Annotated in this window: 17 protein-coding genes, 1 tRNA gene and 1 pseudogene; 3 read left to right on the forward strand and 16 right to left on the reverse strand. The window is 40.6% G+C overall.

Features of this window, described 5'->3' with window-relative positions; genetic code table 11:
- Nucleotides 1–429 precede the first annotated feature (429 nt).
- The 9 genes from MSMAS_RS10890 to MSMAS_RS10930 form a co-directional block, all read right to left on the reverse strand.
- A complete protein-coding gene (locus MSMAS_RS10890) occupies nt 430–3,015 on the reverse strand; it encodes a vWA domain-containing protein (protein ID WP_011034581.1) in 2,586 nt (861 codons plus the stop codon).
- The gene (locus tag MSMAS_RS10895) at nt 3,012–4,898 is read right to left on the reverse strand and encodes a vWA domain-containing protein (protein WP_011034580.1); all 1,887 of its coding nucleotides are present in this window, start codon (nt 4,896–4,898) and stop codon (nt 3,012–3,014) included. Before MSMAS_RS10895 ends, MSMAS_RS10890 begins: the two co-directional genes overlap by 4 nt.
- 8 nt (nt 4,899–4,906) lie before the next feature.
- Nucleotides 4,907–5,788, reverse strand: a complete 882-nt coding sequence (locus MSMAS_RS10900; RefSeq protein ID WP_011034579.1) for a DUF58 domain-containing protein — start codon at nt 5,786–5,788, stop codon at nt 4,907–4,909.
- A gap of 40 nt (nt 5,789–5,828) precedes the next feature.
- A complete protein-coding gene (locus MSMAS_RS10905) occupies nt 5,829–6,830 on the reverse strand; it encodes an AAA family ATPase (protein WP_011034578.1) in 1,002 nt (333 codons plus the stop codon).
- Between the two features lie 74 nt (nt 6,831–6,904).
- On the reverse strand, nt 6,905–7,786 hold the full coding sequence (locus MSMAS_RS10910; RefSeq protein ID WP_137726611.1) for a DUF7502 family protein: 882 nt from the start codon (nt 7,784–7,786) through the stop codon (nt 6,905–6,907).
- A 471-nt stretch (nt 7,787–8,257) separates the two neighbouring features.
- On the reverse strand, nt 8,258–9,055 hold the full coding sequence (locus tag MSMAS_RS10915; RefSeq protein WP_011034576.1) for an ABC transporter ATP-binding protein: 798 nt from the start codon (nt 9,053–9,055) through the stop codon (nt 8,258–8,260).
- Between the two features lie 12 nt (nt 9,056–9,067).
- Complete coding sequence (locus tag MSMAS_RS10920; RefSeq protein WP_011034575.1) at nt 9,068–10,273, reverse strand: ABC transporter permease; 1,206 nt, start codon at nt 10,271–10,273, stop codon at nt 9,068–9,070.
- A gap of 62 nt (nt 10,274–10,335) precedes the next feature.
- The gene (locus MSMAS_RS10925; protein ID WP_011034574.1) at nt 10,336–11,610 is read right to left on the reverse strand and encodes a COG1361 S-layer family protein; all 1,275 of its coding nucleotides are present in this window, start codon (nt 11,608–11,610) and stop codon (nt 10,336–10,338) included.
- Nucleotides 11,611–11,746: 136 nt separating this feature from the next.
- Nucleotides 11,747–13,138 (reverse strand): alanine/glycine:cation symporter family protein, encoded by a 1,392-nt coding sequence (locus MSMAS_RS10930; RefSeq protein WP_011034573.1) that lies wholly within the window; start codon nt 13,136–13,138, stop codon nt 11,747–11,749.
- 241 nt (nt 13,139–13,379) lie between these two features.
- Here MSMAS_RS10930 and MSMAS_RS10935 point away from each other — a divergent pair, with 241 nt between their 5' ends.
- Nucleotides 13,380–13,808: an ACT domain-containing protein gene (locus tag MSMAS_RS10935; RefSeq protein WP_080942079.1), complete on the forward strand. Its 429-nt coding sequence runs from the start codon at nt 13,380–13,382 to the stop codon at nt 13,806–13,808.
- A gap of 87 nt (nt 13,809–13,895) precedes the next feature.
- On the opposite strand, the gene MSMAS_RS10940 is transcribed toward MSMAS_RS10935, so the two are convergent.
- From MSMAS_RS10940 to nikR, 6 genes and pseudogenes are all read right to left on the reverse strand, one after another.
- On the reverse strand, nt 13,896–15,074 hold the full coding sequence (locus MSMAS_RS10940) for a calcium/sodium antiporter (protein ID WP_048036372.1): 1,179 nt from the start codon (nt 15,072–15,074) through the stop codon (nt 13,896–13,898).
- Between the two features lie 153 nt (nt 15,075–15,227).
- Nucleotides 15,228–15,743, reverse strand: coding sequence for a GNAT family N-acetyltransferase (locus MSMAS_RS10945; RefSeq protein ID WP_048046556.1), 516 nt, complete (start codon nt 15,741–15,743; stop codon nt 15,228–15,230).
- Between the two features lie 266 nt (nt 15,744–16,009).
- Nucleotides 16,010–16,171 carry a GNAT family N-acetyltransferase gene (locus tag MSMAS_RS18895; protein ID WP_230633241.1) on the reverse strand — a complete coding sequence of 54 codons (162 nt, stop codon included), beginning with the start codon at nt 16,169–16,171 and terminating at the stop codon, nt 16,010–16,012.
- A 13-nt stretch (nt 16,172–16,184) separates the two neighbouring features.
- A pseudogene (locus tag MSMAS_RS10950) lies at nt 16,185–17,618 on the reverse strand (IS66-like element ISMma14 family transposase).
- A gap of 15 nt (nt 17,619–17,633) precedes the next feature.
- A complete protein-coding gene (locus tag MSMAS_RS10960; RefSeq protein WP_230633243.1) occupies nt 17,634–17,975 on the reverse strand; it encodes a GNAT family N-acetyltransferase in 342 nt (113 codons plus the stop codon).
- A gap of 402 nt (nt 17,976–18,377) precedes the next feature.
- Nucleotides 18,378–18,800: a nickel-responsive transcriptional regulator NikR gene (nikR, locus tag MSMAS_RS10965; RefSeq protein WP_048046557.1), complete on the reverse strand. Its 423-nt coding sequence runs from the start codon at nt 18,798–18,800 to the stop codon at nt 18,378–18,380.
- A gap of 715 nt (nt 18,801–19,515) precedes the next feature.
- On the opposite strand from nikR, the gene MSMAS_RS10970 reads away from it, so the two are divergent.
- Together MSMAS_RS10970 and MSMAS_RS10975 are read left to right on the forward strand one after the other, a co-directional pair.
- The gene (locus tag MSMAS_RS10970) at nt 19,516–20,259 is read left to right on the forward strand and encodes a peptidylprolyl isomerase (RefSeq protein WP_048040659.1); all 744 of its coding nucleotides are present in this window, start codon (nt 19,516–19,518) and stop codon (nt 20,257–20,259) included.
- 150 nt (nt 20,260–20,409) lie between these two features.
- Nucleotides 20,410–20,494, forward strand: a tRNA-Ser gene (locus tag MSMAS_RS10975).
- 1,040 nt (nt 20,495–21,534) lie between these two features.
- On the opposite strand, the gene MSMAS_RS10985 is transcribed toward MSMAS_RS10975, so the two are convergent.
- Entirely contained in the window at nt 21,535–22,773 is a 1,239-nt protein-coding gene (locus MSMAS_RS10985; RefSeq protein ID WP_011034566.1) for an acyltransferase family protein, read from the reverse strand.
- Nucleotides 22,774–23,589: the final 816 nt, after the last annotated feature.

Below are 23,589 nucleotides of genomic sequence, written 5' to 3' on the forward strand. Positions count from 1 at the left end.
TTACAATGATTAAATTTTACAATGATTAAATTTTACTGAAAAAGATCAGAGACCTGATTGATTAAAATTTTAAAAAAAAGGTTGCGTTCCCATCCGGAATATCTGGAAGTTCCGAACATAGTAAGAGATTTTTAGTTTGGGAAGAGGTTTGAGGTATTTGTGGGTTAGAGTTTTAGTTCATCTCTTTGTGGAGTAGGTGTTTGCTAGTGGGGTGTTCAGAGATGAGAACGCAATTTATACTATACATCCATCATATATAATATTTTTAATACATAATATTATACAGACACTCTACATCTTAGCTTATCTCTCTAATTTTAGTTGATTAGTATAATAATATACCATTAAACTAAAAAGTTACATTTATAACAAACATCTTTATTCAAACTTCGGGATCAATTTCTTGAGAAGCTGGATCAATTTTCAGAGTTATTTCATGCGTGTATTATACGTGTGGTGCAGGGTATAAAACAGGTATATCAGAAAAGCCAGTACAAGGAAATATTTTGTATAAAAAACTCTTGTCAGGATTTTTTTCTTTGTACTGGTTAAAGCATCTTCTATTATCTTTGAGTTAACATCCCCTTTAGTATAGACTTTTCCGCCGTTTTCGAGTATTGCCGTCCTGAAAAGGACATTTTCTCCAGTATACATATATTCATCCGGGCAGTTTACAGCTGCAGGTCTCCAGGATACGTTCTTAACACCGGTGTTTTCAGACATTAACTCCTCTGTCAGGTTTACTTCTACAGGAGTCTCCGATATTTTATGAAGCCCGAAAGTATCGGCTGTAACATATGATTCATACATATTGTTTCCTATGGATGTTATTTCCATAGGCTTTTTGTCAAAATAAAGCTCAGGCGTCCCTTTTTTTCCTGTTGTAATAAGGATTCTGCCAGGCTGACCCATTTTAAGGTCAGGAACATCAAGCTGGACGCCTTCGGACATCTCTATATCCGCAACTGCCCAGTTCAGGGTCCGGGTAATTATCAGGCTGTCGTTTCCCGAGTACATGGAAGCTGCCCAGGGGACACCATGTCCTTTTCCGTTATCTGTTGTAATCGCAGCAACCCTGCCAAGCCCGAGCCTCCAGACCGTAATTATCGGTTTACCCAGCCTTGTTATAACCAGGCGGTTTGCTTCGGGCCTGGGAGTAACCTCATTATACCCGAGAATATCGTGCTGCACATCAGAAATGTTCCGGGTGATGAAGTGCTTCGGGTCATAAACAACAATTGACCCGCTGGAATATTCGTCTTCACGGTTTTCTGATTCTTCGGGATCTTCAGAGAAGCTTACTTTAATCCTCTCACCGGGCTCTATCCTGTTATAATTTTCTGACAGGCCGATCTTGTTCATGAAAAGTTCGGCATAATACTGACCTTTGGGAGTAACCTTAAGGTCATCGACACTCGGAGTATGTATGTGGACAAAATGGATGTTAATGCCGCTGCCTTCGTGAAGGTTTTCCGCACACTGGATTGCCCGCTCAAACCTTAAATCCCTTTCAGCCCTGTTGCCTATTCCGCCGTCAGACACTATTATAATTTCGGCTTCTGTGCTTTTGTTCTGTCCATTAAGTAGCGTGCGTGCGGTCATGAGACCTCTTTCAAGAGATGTGGAATCTCCTGTTGACGGCGTTATTTTTCGGATTTCAGCATCGAGCCAGAGCTTGTTTGACTCTTTTGACATGTCTATAAATCCATCTGTAATGTCCTGTCCCGTGCTACCGAAAGTAATCACATCGACTCTTGCATCTTTCAGTAGATCGCTCTCGAGAAGGACAATTGCATTCGACAGAATATCATCAAGAATCTTCCTGCCAGCGCCATTGCTCTGCAGAGTGCTGGGGGAAACATCAAGCATCAGGACAACGTTTCTGCCCCCTCTCCAGCTGGAAGGCTCTGAACTAACAGGGAGGAGCTCCTCAAATCTGGTGCCCTGGTATGTATCGTCTGCGGGGAGATCAAAAGAAGAACTTCCTCCTACAACCACCATGCCGCCTCCGTTAATGATATAATCTCGGAGGGTTCTGGTTTCCACATCAGAAATTGTCGATGCAGCCTGGTTGTCAATTATTACGGCATCCGTACGGTTCAGGGAACCAAATGACCCTGAAACCCTTACGTCATAGATCTCCTTCATCATGCCTGCAAGAGGAGAGTCAGGCTCATCTGTAACAAGAAGGACTTCTGGTTTGGGAGTTACGTATATGCTTTTCATGTACTGGTTATTGTTCTCGAAATAGTCCAGGTTTTTAACACTGATGCTTGCCGGGTGAAGGGTTGCCTTTACCGTGTGGGGCCCAAGCGTTTCAAACGTGTGGTTGAACTCCATGCTTTCAATTCTTTCGGTCTGGGTAATTTCCCTCTCCATCACTTTCTGGTGGTCGACTGTAACCCTAACCCGGTAACTCATTTTGTCTTCAACTGATTTCCGGATATTGACCTTAAAAAATGCCTTATTATCTATTACAGCCTCGTTTTCGCCTTCAATCTCCACACTCAGGTCTTCTTTAACGGTCTTGGGGATAAGAGCGGAAACAGGGAAATTATTCTTATAACAATAAGAGAGAGCTTCTTCAACCGGCATCCCTGAATTGCTCTGCCCGTCAGAAACCACAAGCACGTAGTTGTCAGGCGAAGCCTGCTGGACGATAGCATCTCCAAGGGATGTATGTATCCCTGAAATCGTTGTAACCATAACAGGGACTCTGGTATTGAGGTCATCAGCAAGCTCTCCGGACACACCTTTTTCCAGCAGGTCCATACTGACACTCTCGTCAGAGATTATGGTTATTCTGGACTGGCTGGTCTCTGGGGAACTGATCTCCACAGAATAAGGTGCAGCAAGAGCCAGGATAAGGAGAAAGATCACAAGGGAATGGACAAACAGATGTCTTCTGTTGATTTTTCTCCATAACCCCAGAAACACAAGAAAGGCAAGAGGGATAAGTAGCGTCAGTTCATTCAGGTGTAAAAAATTAAAACCATAGGGAAGATCAAAGGTCATATGATCCCTCTCCTTAACATAACCGCACTTTCAACTATGAGGAGCAGCAGTAAGAGATAAATAAGGTATTTCCTGGACCTGTCAGGGGAAACCGTGTGAAGGTCCTCTTTCTGGATCGCTCCGTTCTCACCTGTCAGGTTCAGCCTTTTTTCTGTAAAGGTATTTGACTCAGCGGAATCGTACAGATTTACCACAATGGTTTTCTGGTTTAGCCCGTACAATCCGCATTCGTCAAAATAGACGAAATCACTGCTTATAGTATCACTGGGTGTTTTGATTTTGATAGTCTGGTCAAATGCCTGATACTTTCCCGTGTTAACATTTGTTTCGCTTATATCCTCAATTCCCCACATGTACCTGAGGAGTTTCACCCAGAACACAGGGTAGGTTGGGGTGGTGGCGAAATTGTTCCATGCATCGGTTTCTATCGTATCGCTGAACCCGATGTAGATTACTGTCCCTTCGTTTATATTATGCATGCAAACAAGAGGCCCTGCTTCCCCAGCCTCTACCAGGACTGCAGCATCCTTTTTCGGGATAGTAACAAGGAGTTTTCGAAGATAAACCTCGCTGAACGAAATGTCATCAAAAATATTTTTCCCACTTCCCACAGTCTCTATTGTGTGGCTGCCTTCTTTATCCACTGATTTGATATCCACAGGAAGAACGGAATAAAGCCCGTGCATTGCTGAAGAATTGTACAGGCATTCGTTTCCTATAACAATCAGGTCTTTCCCATTTTTTGCGGAGGTTACGATTTCTTTGACAGTATGGGAAGGTAGAGGTTTGTATCTGGAGTTAACAACTATGGTATCGTAGTCTGCAAGTTTCTCCGGGAGATCCTTCCGCACATCAACATCAATATCAGGAAGCAGAGAAATTGCCGTTATCAGGGGGGATCTGCTGATAGCCTGATCGCTGTCCGTCAACACCAGGATTTTTTTGGGCTTGACCTCAGGAATTGAAATACAGGCAATGTTATCGCAGGGTATTGCATCTTCATTCAGGATTTTGACAGTTGATATTCCCTGAGGGATTTTTGAGAACTTTATCTGCTGCGACCCGTACTCTGCAAGCTGTACGGAGTTGCTGACTTTTGTACCGGAACCGGAATCAGAGCCGCTCTCCATCAGGACATCAAGTTTTACACTTTCATCATTAAAGTTTCTGATAGTGCATGTGTATTCATATGTCCCGTCATTGCTGTCTTTCAAATAACCGTCTACAATTGCATAATTGGCAGTTTTATTGCCCACCTGCCTGAACTCAAGCTCCATGTTTTTCGTGTTTGCGATTCTTATATATGTCTCAGGAGCCCTTCCTTCCCAGGTCTCAAAATCGGATATAACCACAATTTTCCCATACTCGTTCTCTTTTTCATTTATAGCTGTCAGAATGGCCCTCGGAATATCTGAAGGAGTATGTTTTGCCTCCATTCCATCAATTACTGTTTCAGCATCTTTCGCGCTCAGAGATTTTGCAAGCAATACGGGAATGCTTTCCGCAGCAGTAATCGTATTTTCCTGGCCCAGGCGCTCTATTGCTATTGACTTCGCCTCATTAATGCGGTCAGGAGCCGACATGCTCGCAGACGAATCCATTATGATTATTACCTTTTGAGCATCTGCTTTAACATCCTCTATAAGCGGACCGGCTATTGCCATGGACAGAAAAATAAGAGCAAGCAGCTGCAGGTAAAATAAGGGGTCAGTTATTCTTTTACTGAGAGTGCGCCTGGAATCGAGCAGGTTCTGGCTTATCCGCCTGACAAACATAAGGGAAGGCAGAATGATGTTTTTCGGGCGGGGCCTGAGCAGGTATATGATCGTAAGGGGAATTATCCCTGCAAGCGCAGCAAGACCCTGAGAAAATTCAAAGTCCATGAGCAGGATCACCCTTCACCTATGATTTTTAGAACAGTATCAAAAGGCTCGTTTTTTATGCTGACCCGGAAGTAAGGGATTTTAAAATCGTATGCAATTTTCTCCAGTTCAGCCATATGCTTTGAATATTCGGAGGCATATTCTTTTTTAAATCCAGCTCCCACTGTAAAACTGATTTCTTCGCCTGTTTCGCTGTCAATAAACTTTACTGTCCCGTCCACGGATTCAGGAAGGTTTATCTCGTTCTCATCATAAATGTGCACAATTACAAGCTCGTGCCTGGACAGCCTGTTAACCGCCTTCTGGACGGAATCAAGGTTGTCCAGAAAATCCGACATAATAAGAACCATTGATTTCGATTTTATTCTCGGGTATATCGAGTCGGCACAATCTGCGAGCTTTGTGGTTCCGCTGACCGGAATCTGGGTCAGGTTATCTATTGTCCGCAGGAAGTCGTCCCTTCCTTTATGCGATTTTGTGTAGTCAACATCATCTGCAAATGTTGCAATGGTATACACATCGTTGTGTTTCATTACAATGTAAGAAACTCCCGCAGCTACTGTTGCTGCATACTCAAACTTGTTTGGAGTGTTATCCGGAAAAAGCATGCTGCTGCTTGCGTCAAGCAGTATGACCATGTTAAGGTTTTTGTCCTCTTCAAACCTGCGTATATAGAGCTTTTCCGTGCGGGCGTAAAGGTTCCAGTCTATTCTTTTTAAAGAATCACCCTGGTTGTACTTCCTGTGGTCAATAATGTCAAGTCCCGCTCCCGTTCTTGTTGACTGGTGGCTGCCAGTATGGACTGCTGTAACCCTCCTGCTGAGCGGGATTGCATATCTATCAAGTTGGGTCAGGAATGAGGTGTCAATTATATGTTTTGCGCCAGCCATGTCTGATCACTGCCTCCAGCCATATTTTCCGCTGGCTGAATCAGATAATTGTTTTTCTGTCCTCCAGGATTTTCTGTATAATTTTATCACTCGTGATGTTGTTTCTTGCAGCATCAAAAGATAGAATCACCCTGTGACGGAGGACAGGAAGCGCCATGGCGTCAATGTCTCCTTTATCAACATACCCTCTGCCGTCGATAAACGCGTTTGCTTTTGCACAGAGGATCAGAGCAATTGAAGCGCGAGGGGATGCGCCTGCTTCTATCATGTCAGGCATCTTTCGTGTCTGGTTCACGATGTCAATTGCATATTTTTTGAGTTTATTGGAAATAGGAATCCTGCGGGTTATCTGCTGAAGTTCGATAAAGGTCTGTTTTTCTATGCATTTTCTTACAGATGGCCTGAAAGCTTCTGCATAACGGTTCACAATCTCGAACTCTTCATCGGGATCAGGATAATCCAGGCGTATCTTCATAAGAAACCTGTCAAGCTGGGCTTCGGGCAGGGCATAAGTCCCTTCCATTTCTATGGGGTTCTGGGTAGCAAGAATAAAGAAAGGTTTGTCAAGTGTGTACGTGGTATTTGCCACAGTGACCTGTTTTTCCTGCATGGCTTCGAGAAGTGCAGACTGTGTTTTGGGAGAGGCACGGTTTATTTCATCCGCAAGCACGATGTTTGCAAAAACAGGGCCCTGCTTGAATTTAAAGTGTTTTGACCCTCTTTCATCTTCTTCTATAATATCCGTTCCTGTGATGTCTGCGGGCATAAGGTCAGGAGTACACTGGATCCTGCTGAACCTCATGCTCATGATCTGGGAAATAGTGGAGATTGTGAGGGTTTTGCCAAGCCCGGGATTGCTTTCTACAAGGACGTGCCCTTCACACAGCATTGCTATCAGGATCTGCCGGATCATTTCTTTCTGACCGACAATTGAATTGCCTATCTCTCTGAAAATAACTTCAAAAATCTGGGGGGCTTTTTCATAAGCGGGTTTTAAATTAAGTTCAGAATCTTCAAGCTGGATTTCCTGTAATTGTTGCATTTTGCCACTCCACTATTTCTACTAAAATCATGAATTTGCTGAAAATCTGAGTACACCTGATGCTTTGAAGGAGTTTATCTGGATGAAAGCTCCTCAAAATACTGTTTAATCAGGGGCTCGTACTCTTCGGGCAGGTTTTCGGAATAAGTCTGGCTGTACCTGAAATTTTCATTAAAACTGTCTGAACTAGCGTTGAATTTTTGTTCCGTATCCGCGTCGATCTGGCTTGTGAACCCAAGCCCCAGGGTGGGGTTGATTTTCATTTCAACCTGTTCACCATTCTTTATGATGACAGCCTCTATTTTATACCTGGAATCCGGGACGACTTTTTCATCATCTTCATAAGCCGCTCTGGCGTTCATATTGTGAAGATTATCCCAGAAATCATCGATCAATTTGCCAGGAGAGATATTGAAGCTGAAACCTTCATAGATACAGAAAGTGGCAAGTCCCGAAACCAGAAGAAACACCAGACACGACCTGAAAATCTGCTTTTTCGGGACTATACTTCTTATCCTGATGCCTGAAAGCTGGACGTGTACATCCTCAAGCAGTTTCTTTGTAACTATGTTGATATTCTGGCTGTTATCGTATGCCGTACTCAGTCTTGTCCTGAGATCGGGAAAACTGGTTTCAAGCAGATTTATCAGGTTAAACCTGTTTCCTTTGCCAAATAACCTGTAAACCAGACTGATAAGAAGAGTAAGCAGGAGCGCCCCTGAAGCCATCAAACCGAGATTAAACCAGTAAATGCCCAGGCAGGTCTGAGACGTGCTCAGTTTTTCCATGCCCGGTATATAGTAAGCGAGTTCGTAGATATTGAATAAAATCATCAGCAGGAATAAGAACACAAATTTTCCGGCTGTTTGAAAAAACCCGAGCGTACGGTAAGACCAGGTCAAGTAGCTTTTAAATTTATCCAGAAGAGGCACTACAAGCATATAATCTCGAACCACATTTGTAATTTTTAGTAATTATATTGCAGGTGTTACTAATAAAACTTTTCTAATATTTATTTTTAGTTCTGATGAATTTGTAACAATATGGTAAAAACTATCCGGTCAATTCACAGATAAATAAGCAGGTAAATTCCCCAGCAATTACCCCTTTTACTCTCCTGCCATATCCTGTATAATCAAAAAGCTATATAATTGTATAGAAGCACATTTTTCACACTGTCAATTATATTACTTATTTACTAAATAATATCTGAATTTGGCGCCCCAAAGATTAACTTTACTCCTGATGGTCCAGAAAATTAGAAATTTGTATGTACGGTTTACCAGTTAAACAGGCTGTGCCCGGTCAAAAGAAGCAAAGAAAGAAAAAACCTGAATTAAAGGCTCAATAAATATTCCTGCGGACTTGTCCTGCAGACCTCCAAAAAAAGAAGAAGGAACTATAAAAAGACATAAAAACAAAAATTTTCACTCAATATTAACTCCATCCCTTAACCTTATCACCCTATCAGCATATGCAGCGTGCCATTCTTCATGTGTGACCATAACTATTGTCTGACCCTTCTCTTTGTTAAACTTCTTGAAAAGATCCAGAACTTCCTTTGATGTTTGAGAATCCAGATTGGCACAGGGCTCGTCTGCAAAAAGGACTCTTGGGTTATGGGCAAGGGCGCGGGCGATTGAAACCCTCTGCTGCTGACCGCCGCTCATTTTGGAGGGAAGCTGGTGCAGGCGGTCGCCGAGCCCGACTGCTTTAAGTATTTCAGCGGCAGCAGCTTCATACTCTTCTTTTGTTTTACCCTGCATCATAAGGGAGATATAAACATTTTCCGAAGCATCAAGTTCCGGAAGGAGAGCATAGTCCTGAAAAACGTAACCCAGATTGTGAAGGCGGAATTTGCCTTTTTCTTTATCAGACATGCGAGAAGTGTCTATTTCATCTATAATGACTTTCCCGGAATTAGGGGTATCAAGAAGACCAAGCTGATTTAAAAGAGTTGTTTTCCCGGAACCGCTTGGGCCCATAATCGCAACAAATTCTCCGCGCCGGATTTTTACACTTACGCCTCTAAGAGCTCTGACCTGCACCTCTCCCATTTTGAAAGTGCGGACTATATCCGTTCCTTCAATAATTATGTCCCCAGTTTCTTCAGTGGCTGTTTTTACTTCAATCTCGGGCTCGGTTGTATTTGTCACTATTTTGGACTCGCCTGTGATTTCGCTCTTCATTTCATTTTTCACTTCATTTTTCATTTCATTTACCATTATCTCACCTCCTTACTTACCCCAGATAAGGTCAAGAAGGTCTTTCTGAGCCAGTTTATAAGCAGGAATAACAGAGCCTATTATTGAGGCAAGGAAAAGAAGAACTGCCCGGTTTATAGCTTCGGCATCATCAAGCCTGAGACTCATAGCACCAAGAGGAATCTGGACAGGATTTGAAACAGTATAAGGCACCAGTCCAAAACGTACAAAAGCATAGCCAAGTATGACTCCTATACCGGCATAAAGCATTGCCTGAAGAACAAAGGAGGTCACAATCACATTCTGCTCTATCCCTATTGCTTTCTGGACCCCAATCTGCCTCTTTTTATTAACTATGTTAACGTAAATAACTACAAAAATGATCACAAAAGCTATCAAAAGCCCTATTGCGTTCATAATATTCCTTACAAGGCCAAGAGTGTTTTCAATCAGGCGGAGGATACCTGCAAACTCATGCCAGGTGCGAATATTTTCCCTTATCCCAAGGGAAAGGAGTTCATTTCTGATCTCGTACTCGTCCGTGCCTGCGGTAGTTTTTACAGCAATTTCCTGGGCAAAATCTCTGCCTTCTATATCCAGCATATCTTCCATATCTGCGCGGCTAATGTATGCCCCTGCATCAGCCATGAAATAAAGAGTTGTATAGATTCCTTTTACCCTGAATTCCCGCGTCCTGCCGCTGACTGTGAGTTCAACAGTGTCTCCTACCTCAACACCTCCCAGGGACCTGGATTCCATCAGGGCATCAAAACCTCCTGAGACCTCCCTGCCCAGAATAACCTCTCCGCTATCAGGCCTGCTAAGGAATTCCCCGCTTATTACGGCACCCTCAACACCTGTCACAAAGGCTTCATCCTCAGGGTCAATCCCGTAAACCGTACCTCCAATTTCCTTTTCTTTATAACGGAAGTTTCCGGTGGTTTTAAGGCGGGCAGAAGTCCCCACAACTTCTGGAAGGCTCTCTATTTTCTTCTGTAGGGCTGATGCATCCTCTATATAGCGTTCCTCCTCCTCTGGCTCTATTACGACATTACCCGTCTGGAAGTTTACCATGAGTTCGTTGAACTTGAGCGTAACTCCTGCCAGCATACTTGAGAAAAGCACCAGCTGAACAAATATCAGGGTCAGGACGAAGACGGTAAAGATTGTAATTCCTTTATTGCCTCGCGTAATTGAACGGCTGGCAAGAAAAAAGGAGACTTTAGCCTTTTCAAGCATAATAGGCATCCTCACTTGTTTACAGAGATTTCCTCTTTTCGTTTATCAAACAGGATTTACCTTTAGAGTTTACCTTTCTTCTTCAGGTAATAGAGCGCAACTGCAAGAACCAGAACTGCAGCCAGTATAAGCGGAACAGCACTGTCGCCCTTTCTGACGACGTTAAATGTCAGATCCTCGTTGAGCCGGTGTTCTCCGAAATCGTCCTCATATTCAACAAGCAGGGTAACATTCTGTTCTCCGGACTTTTCAGGAATAAAGGTAAAAACTGCAGGGGCGTCATCGTCCTTATTAAGCCTTCCGAGAAAAGCATCTGTGCTGCCGCTTCCTTTAAGCCCTTCGAGCCTGGCTTTTACAAAACGGGCTTCTCCTTCCCCAACGTTTTCAAGCCTGAGGATCATGGAAACTTTTTGCCCTCTTTCGGGCATTTCAGGGTCGAATTTAAGGCTTGCAATATTAATTTTTGCCCTATTCAGCACATTTACCCCTATTTCCTGAGATTTATTGATCTGAAGGGTTTCAGCTTCGTTTGAGGCGGTTATGCGTAGAGGGATCCTGTATGGCTGCACGCCTGCATTGCTCCCCAGGAGGAGCTTGAACGACAGGTTTTCTGAACTTCCGGCACTCAGGTTTTCAATGAAAAAAACATTATCCTGCAGAGGGACCATTGGTAAAGAGCTGTTGAGGTCCAGCATTATTCGGACATTTTTTGCATTCCCGTTCCCTGCATTTTTAACTTCAGTCCTGAGGTAGAATTCTTCCCCGGGTACAAGGGCTCCGGAAGAGGAATTTTCCCCGTTTACGGGAAAGATTTCCGTGCCTACAAGCACAAGGTCAGGGTTTCCTTCCACACGGATGGGAATTCTTCTTGAAAAACTTGTTTCATCCCCATCTTTGATAGTAAATTCAAGCTGGTGAACACCGGACCTGGCTCCGGAGTCAACATTGAAATGGAAATTCAATTCGATCTTCGACCGCTGCCTTATCTGTTCAATGTGAAAATTACGTTCTGTGTTTGTCCCGGAACCGTAAACACCTGAGGTGCTGTATTTGAAGGTGAAAGGGGCAATTTCTTCAATCCCTATTATTACATCTTCAGCAGGCTTGTCTCCGGTATTTTCAATATTGATTTTTATGAGCAGGTCTTCTCCGGGTCTTGCCGGATTTGGGGTAATTTCTCCAACTTCAACCCTGAGGTGGGTGTCTCCGGAGATTACAGCCGCGGATGCCGGAGATGTCAGGAGGATAAATATCAATAGCATTACAGTTACAAAATGGAATCCTTTATTTCCCGCCTTCGAAATCCCCGGGTCTTTTCCTGAAAAGGTAAACTTCATGGCTAACAGTCCTTATCTGTTTAAATTTATATGTAACAATCTCTTTACCTGATTTATAACCGTTACACTTTGTTTGCAACCTGTGTCAGGTTGTATTTTTCCCGGCTATATTTTCCTTACCAGGATGCTCAGAAATTCAATTTTCCGGCTCTGGACCTTTCAACTTCAGTTTTTCGAAATACTGTTCTGTCTCTGCCGCGATAACCTTCCTGAGCGCGAGGAGAGCTATCAGATTTGGAATTGTCATCAGTCCGTTTACGATATCTGCCAGAACCCAGATAACGTCAAGCGTGAGGAAGGCACCTGAGGAAACGATAAGAATATAGATTATTTTGTATGGAAGAATCCCTTTTACGCCGAAGAGGAATTCCGTACAGCGTTCCCCGTAATAATTCCACCCCAGAATTGTTGTAAAGGCAAAGAACATGAGCCCGACTGTAACGATATAGCTCCCTGTTTCCGCAAGTGATGTTGAAAAGGCATAGCTTGTCATGTACACCCCTGAGAGGTCCTCTGTCCAGGAATCTGTCATGATAAGCACTGTTCCAGTCATCAGGCAGACAACAATGGTGTCGAAGAAAGTCCCTGTCATGGAAATAAGGCCCTGCTTTGCCGGTTCCTTTACTTTTGCGGCTGCAGCTGCTATGGGAGCGCTCCCGAGACCGGATTCATTTGAAAAGATACCTCTTGCTATTCCCATCCTGACTGCAAGCATCACGCCCGCCCCAAGAAAGCCACCCCTCGCTGCAGTCCCTGTAAAAGCCGAACTTACTATCAGGGCAAAGGTTTCGGGGATTTTTTCAAGGTTCAGAGTGATAATCACAAGGCAGCCCAGCACGTAAGCCATTGCCATAAAAGGAACCACAAGCTGGGCAACAGCCGCAATCCTCCTGATCCCCCCAAGGGTTACAAAAGCTACAAACAGGCTTATGGCAAGTGCACTCAGGACTTCGGGAATATTAAATGCGATTCTTGCAGAGTCAACAATAGCATTGACCTGTGGAAAAGTTCCTATCCCGAAAAGCGCCACGTTTACCCCGAAAAAAGCAAAAAGAGGGGCAAGAACCCTGCTGTATTTTTTGTGCTCAAGCCCGTTTTTGATATAATACATGGGACCTCCTGACATCTGCCCGTTTGCGTCCACAGTCCTGTATTTGACCGCCAGAAGAGACTCGGAGTACATGGTCGCCATCCCGAAAAAAGCCGCAAGAAACATCCAGAAAAGAGCCCCCGGACCCCCCACTTTTATAGCGGTTGCAACCCCAACTATATTTCCTGTCCCTATTGTTGCGGAAAGCGCGGTGCTGAGCGCGGCAAAACTCGATACATCTCCCTGAACCCCGATTTCAGCTTTCCGCGAGTTCAGGACGTACCTGAGTGCAAGAGGCAGCCTGAAAACCTGAATCAATCCAAGGCGCCATGTAAGGAAAACTCCTGTACCAACAAGTAAAATAAGGAGAGGAGGACCCCATACAAATTCGTCTATCTCTGTAAGGGTCTCAAGTAAGCCAGTATCCATCAGTTCCATTTAAGCTAGCCCCGGTTAAAAACAATGTTTGAAAGACAAAGATAAAAGTTTGAACATGGATTTAATTGACAGTGAATCTAATTGACCGTAGACTAAATTGACTATGAATTTAATCTACAATGGATTAAAAGACGAATAACAATTTTAACTGAGTATTTATTAAAGCCTGGTCTAAAAGTTGATGCTAAAGATGGTTCTGATGCCCCCGAAACCATAAGTACTGAGAGAAATATGAAATAGAATGTCAGTAAAAAAGGAGCCCCTTATGGAAGAAAAAAAGCCCACATTAATTGTTCTTAAAGGCAGGTTTAACATTTTAAGGCTGGAAAAAGACTCTAAAATGCCTTCAGAAGTATTTGAGAGCGATTTCTTTTCAATTACGCGAACTCCCGACGAACTCTCAGTCGTCTTCCGGGAAAGCAGTGTTCAGTCAAGCATTCCTTCCGGCATCCGGGCTGAAAGAGGCTGGAGCTGCCTGAAAGTTGAGGGCCCCCTTGACTTCTCGCTTACAGGAATTCTTGCAGGAATCAGCAGTGCACTGGCTGAAAAAAGAATCAGCATATTTACTATTTCAACTTACGATACCGATTATATCCTGGTAAAGGAAACAGACCTGGAGCGTACATCAGAAGCCCTTGCAAATGAGGGCTATAAAATAAGAAGTCCCTGATGGGAACAGGACAAAAATATTTTCAACAATATTTTCTGTTTTTCAATCATCCGGTTCACTGCAGGGTACCAGATTCAGGGCAGCCTCTTATCCGAGGCGGAAGATAAAAACCATGAATCCGGAGTAAAGAAGGAAAAGGATAAGCCCTTCATGCCTTTTGATTCTCCAGCCCGTCCGAATAAACAGGAGCAGCAGCAGGCTGAAAACCAGCATAAAAGGGGTGATATAATACACGGCTGTTCCGGTTACCATGAGAGGCTGGACAAGCCCGGTACATCCAAGGATTAAAAGGGTGTTCGTAATATTTGACCCTATAACGTTTCCGAGAGCTATGCTGGCATAACCATTGCGGGCTGCAGAAACTGTTACCATAAGCTCAGGCAGGGAAGTCCCGACTGCAACAAGGCTTATACCGATAATAGTCTCAGGGACTTCCAGAAGAAGAGCGAAAAAAATTGACTTATCTATGAAGTATTTTGCCCCGATTATTATGGCAATTCCGCTTGCGATCAGTTTTGTAAACTCTTTTAAAAAGCTGCTTTCAGAAAGGCTTTCCGTTTCATATACAATCTCAGCTTCGTGTCCATCTTTAATACCGGAGAGAGTTTTATTTTCGGATAGGATATCCTCGCCCTTTTTGCCTCTCTTTTCATCTTTTCCTTCAGTTACTTCATAGCCCTCTTTAATGGCTACATTTATGCTGTTTTCATCTGTTTTTTCTCTGACACCTATTTTAAAAAGTGTTTTCAGATCGGAAATATACTCAAAAGTTATAAAATAAGTTATGAAATCTTTAAAGTATATGTCCTCATCGTGCTTTTTTACCTTGTCAAGCAGGAAAAGGATATAAACAAAGTATAGCAGGAGAAAAATAAATGCTTCAAACCTTGAAATCCTGAAATCCACAACAAAGAGTAAAAAAAGAAAGACTGAAAATAACATTATATAGCCGTCTCTTCTAAGCATTAACTCTTCAGTCTTTACATTGGAAAGAAGGGCAGCCGTGCTCACTATGAGTCCTATGTTTGCTATATTTGACCCGAGTACATTGCCTATAACTATCCCGCTCGCCTGTTCGAAGGAAGCGGTAAGGGATGAGGCAAGTTCGGGAACGGAGGTCCCTATCGAAACAAGAGTTAACCCTATTATAAACTCAGAGACTCCGAACCTTTTGGCAATCCAGGATGAGGACGTCACAAAAAGATCTGCCCCTTTTACAAGCAGCAGTAGCCCGCCTACAAGAATAAGGATGTCAATTAGGTACACACTGGAATGTGAAACCAAATTTTATTTAAATATATCCTCAGGTTAAAGCAGATAAGACTTCAGTCTGTAAAAAAACCACGGATTTAAGACTATAATATGTCACTGAACTTGAGACATGTGCGGGAAAGTATCGCCTTAGAAAATAAAGGTAAATCAGCAAACAAGTTTCAGTTCCATAACAAAGCATTTTTCACTCTGACCGCATATATCTTCGGTTTTCTGGACAATCTCAAAACCCATTTTTTCATATAATTTTATAGCGGGAGTATTCTCTACATTTACATACAGCAAGACAGAGCATATTCCATTAAGCTTCATTTCCTTTATGCTTTCTTCCAGAAGTTTTCTTCCGTATCCTTTACCCTGGAATTTTTTGCCGATTGCAATTGAATAAATTACGGATTTTTTTTTCAGTCCTTTTAAAGAAAATTCCGGTTTTAGATAGTATGCGCAGTAACCTGCAATTTTGTCCTGACTCTTAATCACGTAGAAGATCTTACTCAACTTTCTGGAGTATTTTATAAGACTTTCCTGATTCTTACCGTCAAATGCTTCTGCCTGAATCCTGAGAACCTCCGGAAGCATTGTTTCATCTACAGACACGATATTTTCCTTTCTGGTGTTTTTCCATTTTTTGATAAGATGGGGCCCGATAATGTCGCGCAGCACTCTTTGAATGCTTGCCAGGATCGAGACAAATCTTACATAATTTACTGTAGAGTCTATAAAATCACCCTTAGTTGGAAAGTCAACTCGAGTTTTATTTAAATTTATCTATTAAAATCTGAGCAGTTAATTAAAACCGCAGAGATGTGATACAATAGCTAAAAATTACTACTATAAAAAGATATATTGTATAAAACATTTTCAGTAAAGATATCCATATTAGTTATTTGTTATAAAAAGACTCTCTATAGAAATCCGTAAATACTGGCTCAAGCGAGTTTCAGTTCCATTTTATAGCATCTTTCTTTTTGCCCGCATATGTCTTTTATTTCTTTAATTATCGAAAAGCCTATTTTTTCATACAATTTTATAGCAGGGAGGTTATTTATATTCACATACAGGCAGATAGCTGATACACTGTTCATCTTCATTTCCTGTAACTGCTCAGAGTATAGTTAACGGCGCTCCTATGAGCGCCGCACGAATACCCTCTAAAACAGGTAAACCGTTCTTTTTTCCTGTAGAAATGTACGCCCTAATTCTGCAGAAAGCTTGCGCTCCCATTGCTTTTCTGAAAGTTCCCGATATTTTCTGCTGTAGTTTCATCATCCTGATATCTCTTTCTGCCTGATTATTATCAAATGGAACTTTCAAATCTGTCAGGAATCTCAGAATCTTTTCTTTGTGTTCTATAAACCTATCCAGCAGATTCCTTGATTTTGTTTTTGGATTTTTACCGCGTTTTCCCTGTTTTTCAGGATTTAGAGAATGCGGATTTTCTTCAAGCGCTCTAATGATAATTGCATCAAACCTTTCTTCCAATGCTTTAATTTGCTCAAAATCAGGTTCTCTTAATTGCTCTTTACACTCATCAGTGTATTTCTTCATCTCAGTGAGCAGTTCATTCATCTCTTTAGCCCATGTCTGTTTATAGTTCTCTTCAATTCCTGTAAGTTCTCTCTGTAAATGAGCGTTACACAGAGCATGATCACAATCATAAACGTTGTAAGGTTTCCATCCATCATGAACTGCTACTCCCTTAAACTTCGGAAGAATTCCCATAGCATCTATTGCTTCTGCTCCTCTTTTTGTATGAGCAAAATAACATGTGTATTTTTCATTAGAAGCTACATGAAGCCAGTGTCTTTTTCCTTCAATCTTCATACCAGTTTCATCAAAATTGATTACAGGCGAGGCTAATAACTTCTCTCTAATAACGTTTTCAAATTCCTCTAAATTCTGGAAACATTCTCTTTCTGCTCTAATTATCGTAGCAGGACAGATTTTTATTCCCATAATGTCTTCAAATAACTCAGAAATTCTATCATAAGGAACAAACTGGTAATTTTTACAGTAAATAGCTGAAGCTAAAATATTAGGGCCATACTGAACCGGATATTTCACTGATTCGGGAAAAACGGCTTTATTCAACTTTCCACAACAAGGACAGGTTTTAATCTGACTTTTATGTTCTGTAACAATTAGATTTACGGGAGGAATGTCAAAGACCTGTCTTCTCTCATAAGCTTCAACTTCAACATTCTCAAGGGTAGATCCGCATTCTTTGCAGCAGGTCAAAGAATGTTCTATTACCTACTCAGGATGATCAACCATATCAAGAGTCGTGCCTGGATGACCTTCCTGACCTCCAGGTTTCTTCCCGCTTGGTTTACGCAGACTCTTGGGATTAGGTTTCTCTTTGACAAAATAATCAGTAGAAGGAGGTCGACTGCTGTTACGACTGTTTTGATTTAAACGAGATTCTAAGGCTACAAGTCTTTCAGTGAGTTCTTTAACTTGAGATTCTAAACTCTCAATGTAAGCTACAATAATTTCAGGATTTGAAGCACAGTAAGAAAGAATCTCATCACGTTTCATAAAGCTAAAAAGGAATCATTTTATATCCAATTTTTCCTCGGAACGAGGAAAAATGTGTAGCCTCGTTAAGGCTACCTGAATAGTTACCATTTCCTTTATACTTTCTTCCAGAAGCTTTCTTCCAAACCCCCTGTTTCTGAATTCCCTATCAATCGCAATGGAATAGATTACGGATCTTTTCTCCAGTCCCGTAACCGAAAAATCCGGTCTCAGGTAATATATGCAATAACCTATTATCCTGTCCTGGCTTTTAATTACATAGAATATTTTTCTAAATTTCTTTGAATATTTTAAAATTTCTCCCTGTCTTCCATATTCAAATCCTTCTGCCTGAATTCTAAGAATTTCTGAAAGCATTGTATCGTCGACAGTGTCGACATTTTCTTTTCCTATCTGCTTCCATCCTTTTAACAGCCATGAACCTGCTATACTCCAGAGTATATTGTTAAAACTTCTTAAATATACATCGGGCTTTGCGTGAATATTTATAAGACCCATATCTTTCTCCGGCGTATCGAATCTGGAAGGAATAAAATAAGCATGGAGATACAAAAGTCAGGTAGACTGGATATCGAAACTGAAACCCCCTTTTAATTCCGATCTGGCTGAAAAGTTCCAGAAAGCTGTATCATGACAGTGGCTGATACGAGAATTTTAATCAATCCCTGAAATCGGATGAGAGTGACTTTTAATTTACAATTATTCATTTTTCTCTTATTCATTTTTCTCTTATTCATTTTTCTCTTATTCATTTTTCTCTTATTCATTTTTCTCTTCAGGCACGGTTGTCAGTCTTAAATGCTTAACTCCTTTTATACTGAGGATTCTCTGGGCAAGATCTACTATTTGCTCTCCTTCTCCCCTCAGGATTATAACCTCAAAACAGAGATCTTCCTCCATATGGAAATGCACAGAAGAGCTTATCATATCCACGTATTCATGCTGTATCTCTGCCAGGGTACTTGTTACGCCTTTTTTTGAGCAATCGTATACAATCGAGATTGTTGCGTATCTAGAGCCTCTAATCTGCTTCATCCATTCATAGTGCTGGTTGTAAGTCCTTATTGCATCCCTTATCCCTTCCGAACGAGAAGAGTATCCCCTCTTCATAAGTGTTTTATCAAATTTGTCCAGAAGCTCCCCAGGGAGAGAAATTCCTATTCTCATAAGTTTTTTACCCATATACCCCTCCTGAAATGAAACCCCCTTTCTGTAAGGTTTTTACGGATTTGTTTATCCAACTGAATGAAAAAATAAAAAAACATGCCCGGACAGACAAATCTGCTTTATATTTTCAAATCCCCAGTAAACATAATATTCAAGGATATATTTAATATTTTATTGCATTCAGAGACATAAAAATGAAGATAATGAATATAAGAGGACAAAAATAAAGAGAAAAAACGTAGCTGAGGACATAACCAGGTTCTGAAACTGATTTTATGTCCCGAAACAGAGTTATATAAAAAGAATGTTATAGAAAACTTAATTTATAAGGCACTGTAAGACACCTGAAAGAGCTGGCCAGAAAAACTTTCCGATCCATCTCCCCCTGCTCAGCAGTAACGAAAGAAAAATATCTGTGCCCCAGAAGGTAACTTTTAGGAGTAAAAATGAAAACGATTTCCTGAGCGGCATATAAATCAAAATTCTTTAATAAGTAACATTCAAATAGCTTTTAGTGGTTACGGATGCGGATTTAAGGGAGATTCATATTGAAATAATATTTTTGTAATGTCCAGCGAGGGCTGGAGTAGCCCTGTTGATCCCAAAAAGCTTATTAAAGCCAGAGTTCTATAGCGTGGAACGCGTTTACTTTGAAAATCCGGAATTTAACTATAAAGGATAATTTCCTTGCTCATCATGTTTAATTAATTCAATAAAAGAGTTGAGAATTATGGCAATCCAGAAAGGCGATTTCATAAAGTTAAACTACACAGGTAGGTTTGAAGACGGCAGAGTTTTCGATACAACAGACGAAGAGCTTGCCAAAAAGGAAGAGATTTTTAACCCCCGCGGACTTTACGGCGGAGATGTCGTTATTGTCGGGGCAGGCCACACCATTGAGGGACTTGACGAGGACCTTGAAGGAAAGGAAGCCGGTTACTCCGGTACAGTATCAATTCCGCCCGAAAAGGCATTTGGTCCTACCGATGCCAAGCTAATTGAGACCGTTTCCATAACAAAACTCCCGGACAGAAATGTTCATCCGGGCATGCCTGTGGAAATTGACGGCAGGCGAGGAGTCGTCAGCAGAGTAATCGGCCGCAGAGTCACTATAGACTTTAACAGCCCTCTTGCAGGTAAGACCGTTACCTACGAGTACACCATTGAAAAGCTCCTTGAAGAGGATGTGGAAAAAGTACAGGGACTTCTTGCCCTCTACACCGGTATTCGCGACATGGAAGTCGAGATAGCTGATGATGCCGCAAAGATCAATGTGCCCACTGGCCTGACCTTCAACCAACGCTGGCTCATGGCAAAGAACAGGGTGGCATCAGAGCTCTTCAAGTACGCCGGTCTTAAAGAGATCCAGTTTATTGAAAAACTCACAGCAGAAGCCGAAGTCCCTGCACCCGCAGAGCCTGAAGTTGAAGCTGAACCTGCCTCTGAAGAAGAACCTTCGGAATCCCAGGAATAAGCCTGTAAGTCCTTTAAAGAAAAGCGAAGAGTCCTTTCTCTTCGCAAATTTTATATATAATAATCAGGTTCTCTGTATACGCTCCTCGGAATGTCAGGGCAATTAGCCAGTTCCTATCCGGAAAGACAGGAGAACAGATCATTTCAATATGCTGAGGTAGCCAAGCGGACCACGGCGCCGGTCTTGAAAACCGGTAGCGCTACGCGCTACGGGAGTTCGAATCTCTCCCTCAGCGTAACTTTATTTTTATCTCATTTTAAAGAATAACCTTTCCTGTTAGAAAATAACTATTCCTGCTAAAAAGGAACCTGCCTTATTCATCAAATTTAAACAGGTTACACTTCCTGAAAAAGCATAAGAATGATTCATGATTTTCTATTCTTCCCAAACTCCCTCAGATGTCCGGGCAAAAACTGCAAAAATGAAGGTTGCAGGAATATTGAGGTAATTCCAGTTCAGATCTGTTATTCCACTTGGATACGTTGATTTATTAATTCGAAGCTGATGGATTTACTGCTGGTTTTAGAAACGGCTTTTTGCAGTCTTCAATTTAAGATAATTATCAAGAAAATTATTTTTAGCATAATATGGAAATGTGAAAAATAATCCTGAAAGATTCCCATTTTCCAGTAACTGTAATAATTTTCTTGAAATAAAGTTGAATGAAACCTGAATTCAGGGTAAGAGAAAAAATGGATATCAAGAGTCAGGTCCTCTCTTAATACCCGGATATTTTCAGATCTGAAAATCCGTTTTTCTGTTTTTCTGTTTTTCTGTTTTTTCAGTTATATATAACCTGTAATTTCTTAATTATTTTTATAATATTTAAAATTTTCTAATGAAGTAAAAAGGTGATTTTATTTAAAAGACCAAATCAAAATTGTCTCACAAATTCGGTTATACTGGTATGGCCGCCATTAAAAATAAACCAGGTAACTGGCATATTCAAAATCAGATTCTCAGAAGCTTTCTGAAAAATTCATTTAAAAAACTTATTACAGTATTCTGGGAAAAATATATCATTTCACTGATATTATTAGTTTTAATTCTTAATATGAAATAATTATAGTGAATATTATAATATTTTTATAGTTTGTATTATAGCATTTTTATAGATTTTAGTATGATACATCTATAACAAATATTATAATATTTTAAAATTGATTCTCTCTATCCTTTTTATACACCTGTTTACGCTATTTTCTAATTTATTTCACTGACTCTATTTCCTCATATCACTGACTCTATTTCCTCTATCGTTTTATTTGCTTGAATTCATAGCAAGTCCTTATGATACGATCTCTTCCCTGAATATTTCCTTGCAGAGAAATTAGTTTTCATGTTTAATTCTATTTTCTGGATATTATATGAGATGAAAAACAACAGGGGAATAGCCACAAACAGCATTAAAGCGTCACGTAAAATTGGAGAGCTTATGAAATTAGTTCCAGAGTTCCACAGAGTAAAAAACGGCCTGTGGAATAGATAAACACAGTAAGAAGACGTGGCAATATTCGTAAAGAACGAACTCAAAGTGCCTGACAATTTATCATTTACATACCTGGTAGCAAGTGAATATTCTGAAATACAGAAGATTAGAATAAAAATATTGAGAAGTGCCAGATTTATGATAAATTCCAGTAGAGACAGGTTGATACCCATCAAGCCCGCTATACTGCTCATTATGGACCCTACTGTGGAGGACCCTATTATCGCGCTGCCGGTGTCAATGGTAACGGAAATCCTGGGGTCCAGAAACATGGAACTTCTCAGCCCCAGAACAATCACCAGCACAAAGATTACAGGAAGAATTGCCAGCAGAAGCCGGACAAAAGGTATCTTTCCAGGTAACTTTAAGGCTTTTTCAGACAGCCTTTCCCTGCATGTGAGTACCCCAAACATAAAGACAAGGAAAAACATGAAAAAACGGTGATCAATAATATTGAAAGTTTTAGAGATCAAAAAGGAACAGAAGTATACAACAAACGAAGATATCAGGATCTGTTCTGTACTCTTCGAATACATAATAATAAAAGGATAAATGGCATAGAAAATAACAATCAGGCCTACAAAATAGAGAGTTAACATTGGTGCAGCATAAGCCGGAGCGAGTAAAATCTGAAGCCCCAGAAAGTGTACGAGTACATTGTATGGGCTGAACACATTCTCTGAATCAGGAAATACAAATCCCGAATCTAACCTGGAAGCAAATACGAAAAATACCATTACAAATACCGCAAGTGCAGCCCAGTAAAGAGGAAAAATTCTCAAAAGCCTTTTTTTATAAAAATCAAATACATCTTCTAGCGACCTTATCGAATGGTTGTTGTAGTATAACAGGTAGCCACTCATGAATATGAAAAGCCCCAGGCCCATATTCGCAAAATAAGGGTCAAAAGCATAAAGCATCAGTTTTCCATAGCTGGAAAACAAATAATTACTCAGGTGAGCCGGAATAATCATAATTATTGCTAACGCTCTTAAAAAGTCAAACGCAATTATTTTGTTTTTCATTTAGATCTGCCCTTCATACGTTTTTGATAGTTCCAGAAGCTAATTTCAGGAAGAAATGAAGCCAATTAAAAGACCAGACAACGGTTTCAGGCTTTCATTTCGGCACATAATTAAAATTAAGATATATAATAATTTTGAAATACAATCCGGCCGGAATCACAGGAAAGAATCAAATTTAAGATGATTTAAGGCAGACTTTTTGCAGTATTTAACTTATGAGTAGTCTAAAGGAGCTGATATTCCATATTAAAAGTATTAAAAAATGTATTTGAAATATTATTAAATTGATTGAAATGTTATAAAATAAACTTAAAGTATTATAAAAGGTATTTAAAATGTAACAAAATTAATTTAAAGCATTATAAAAGGTATTTGAATAAATTGCCTTTTTGTATGCGTCGTCTGCCTGAAACGGATTAAAATTGCATAACTGGAAGTTATTTCCAATAAAAATTGTATCCAATTTCGTGAGCTATTACAGACTATATACAAAAACGAAAAAAGAAGAAAAGGTATTTAAAAAGGAAAAAGAATTTAATGAGTTATAATATGTGATGTCACATATTATTTGATGCGCTGTATTTTTTGTTTATTGTAGTGTTCTGTTTATTCTTCTCCCATTTCCTTCAGGAATTCCACATAATCTCTTTCAACTTCTTCGAGTTCATATTCCATTTTATATTCCCCCATTTTAAGACATAAACAGTCTCGATTTAGTCTTTAACAGTCTTGATTTAGTTTTTTAGTCTATACACAGAATTATTCTTAAATGAGTCTTACTTCATCCCCATTTTGAAAAATGCAGTACACTTATAT

It is taken from the genome of Methanosarcina mazei S-6, from assembly GCF_000970205.1.
GTDB classification, from domain to species: Archaea; Halobacteriota; Methanosarcinia; order Methanosarcinales; family Methanosarcinaceae; genus Methanosarcina; species Methanosarcina mazei.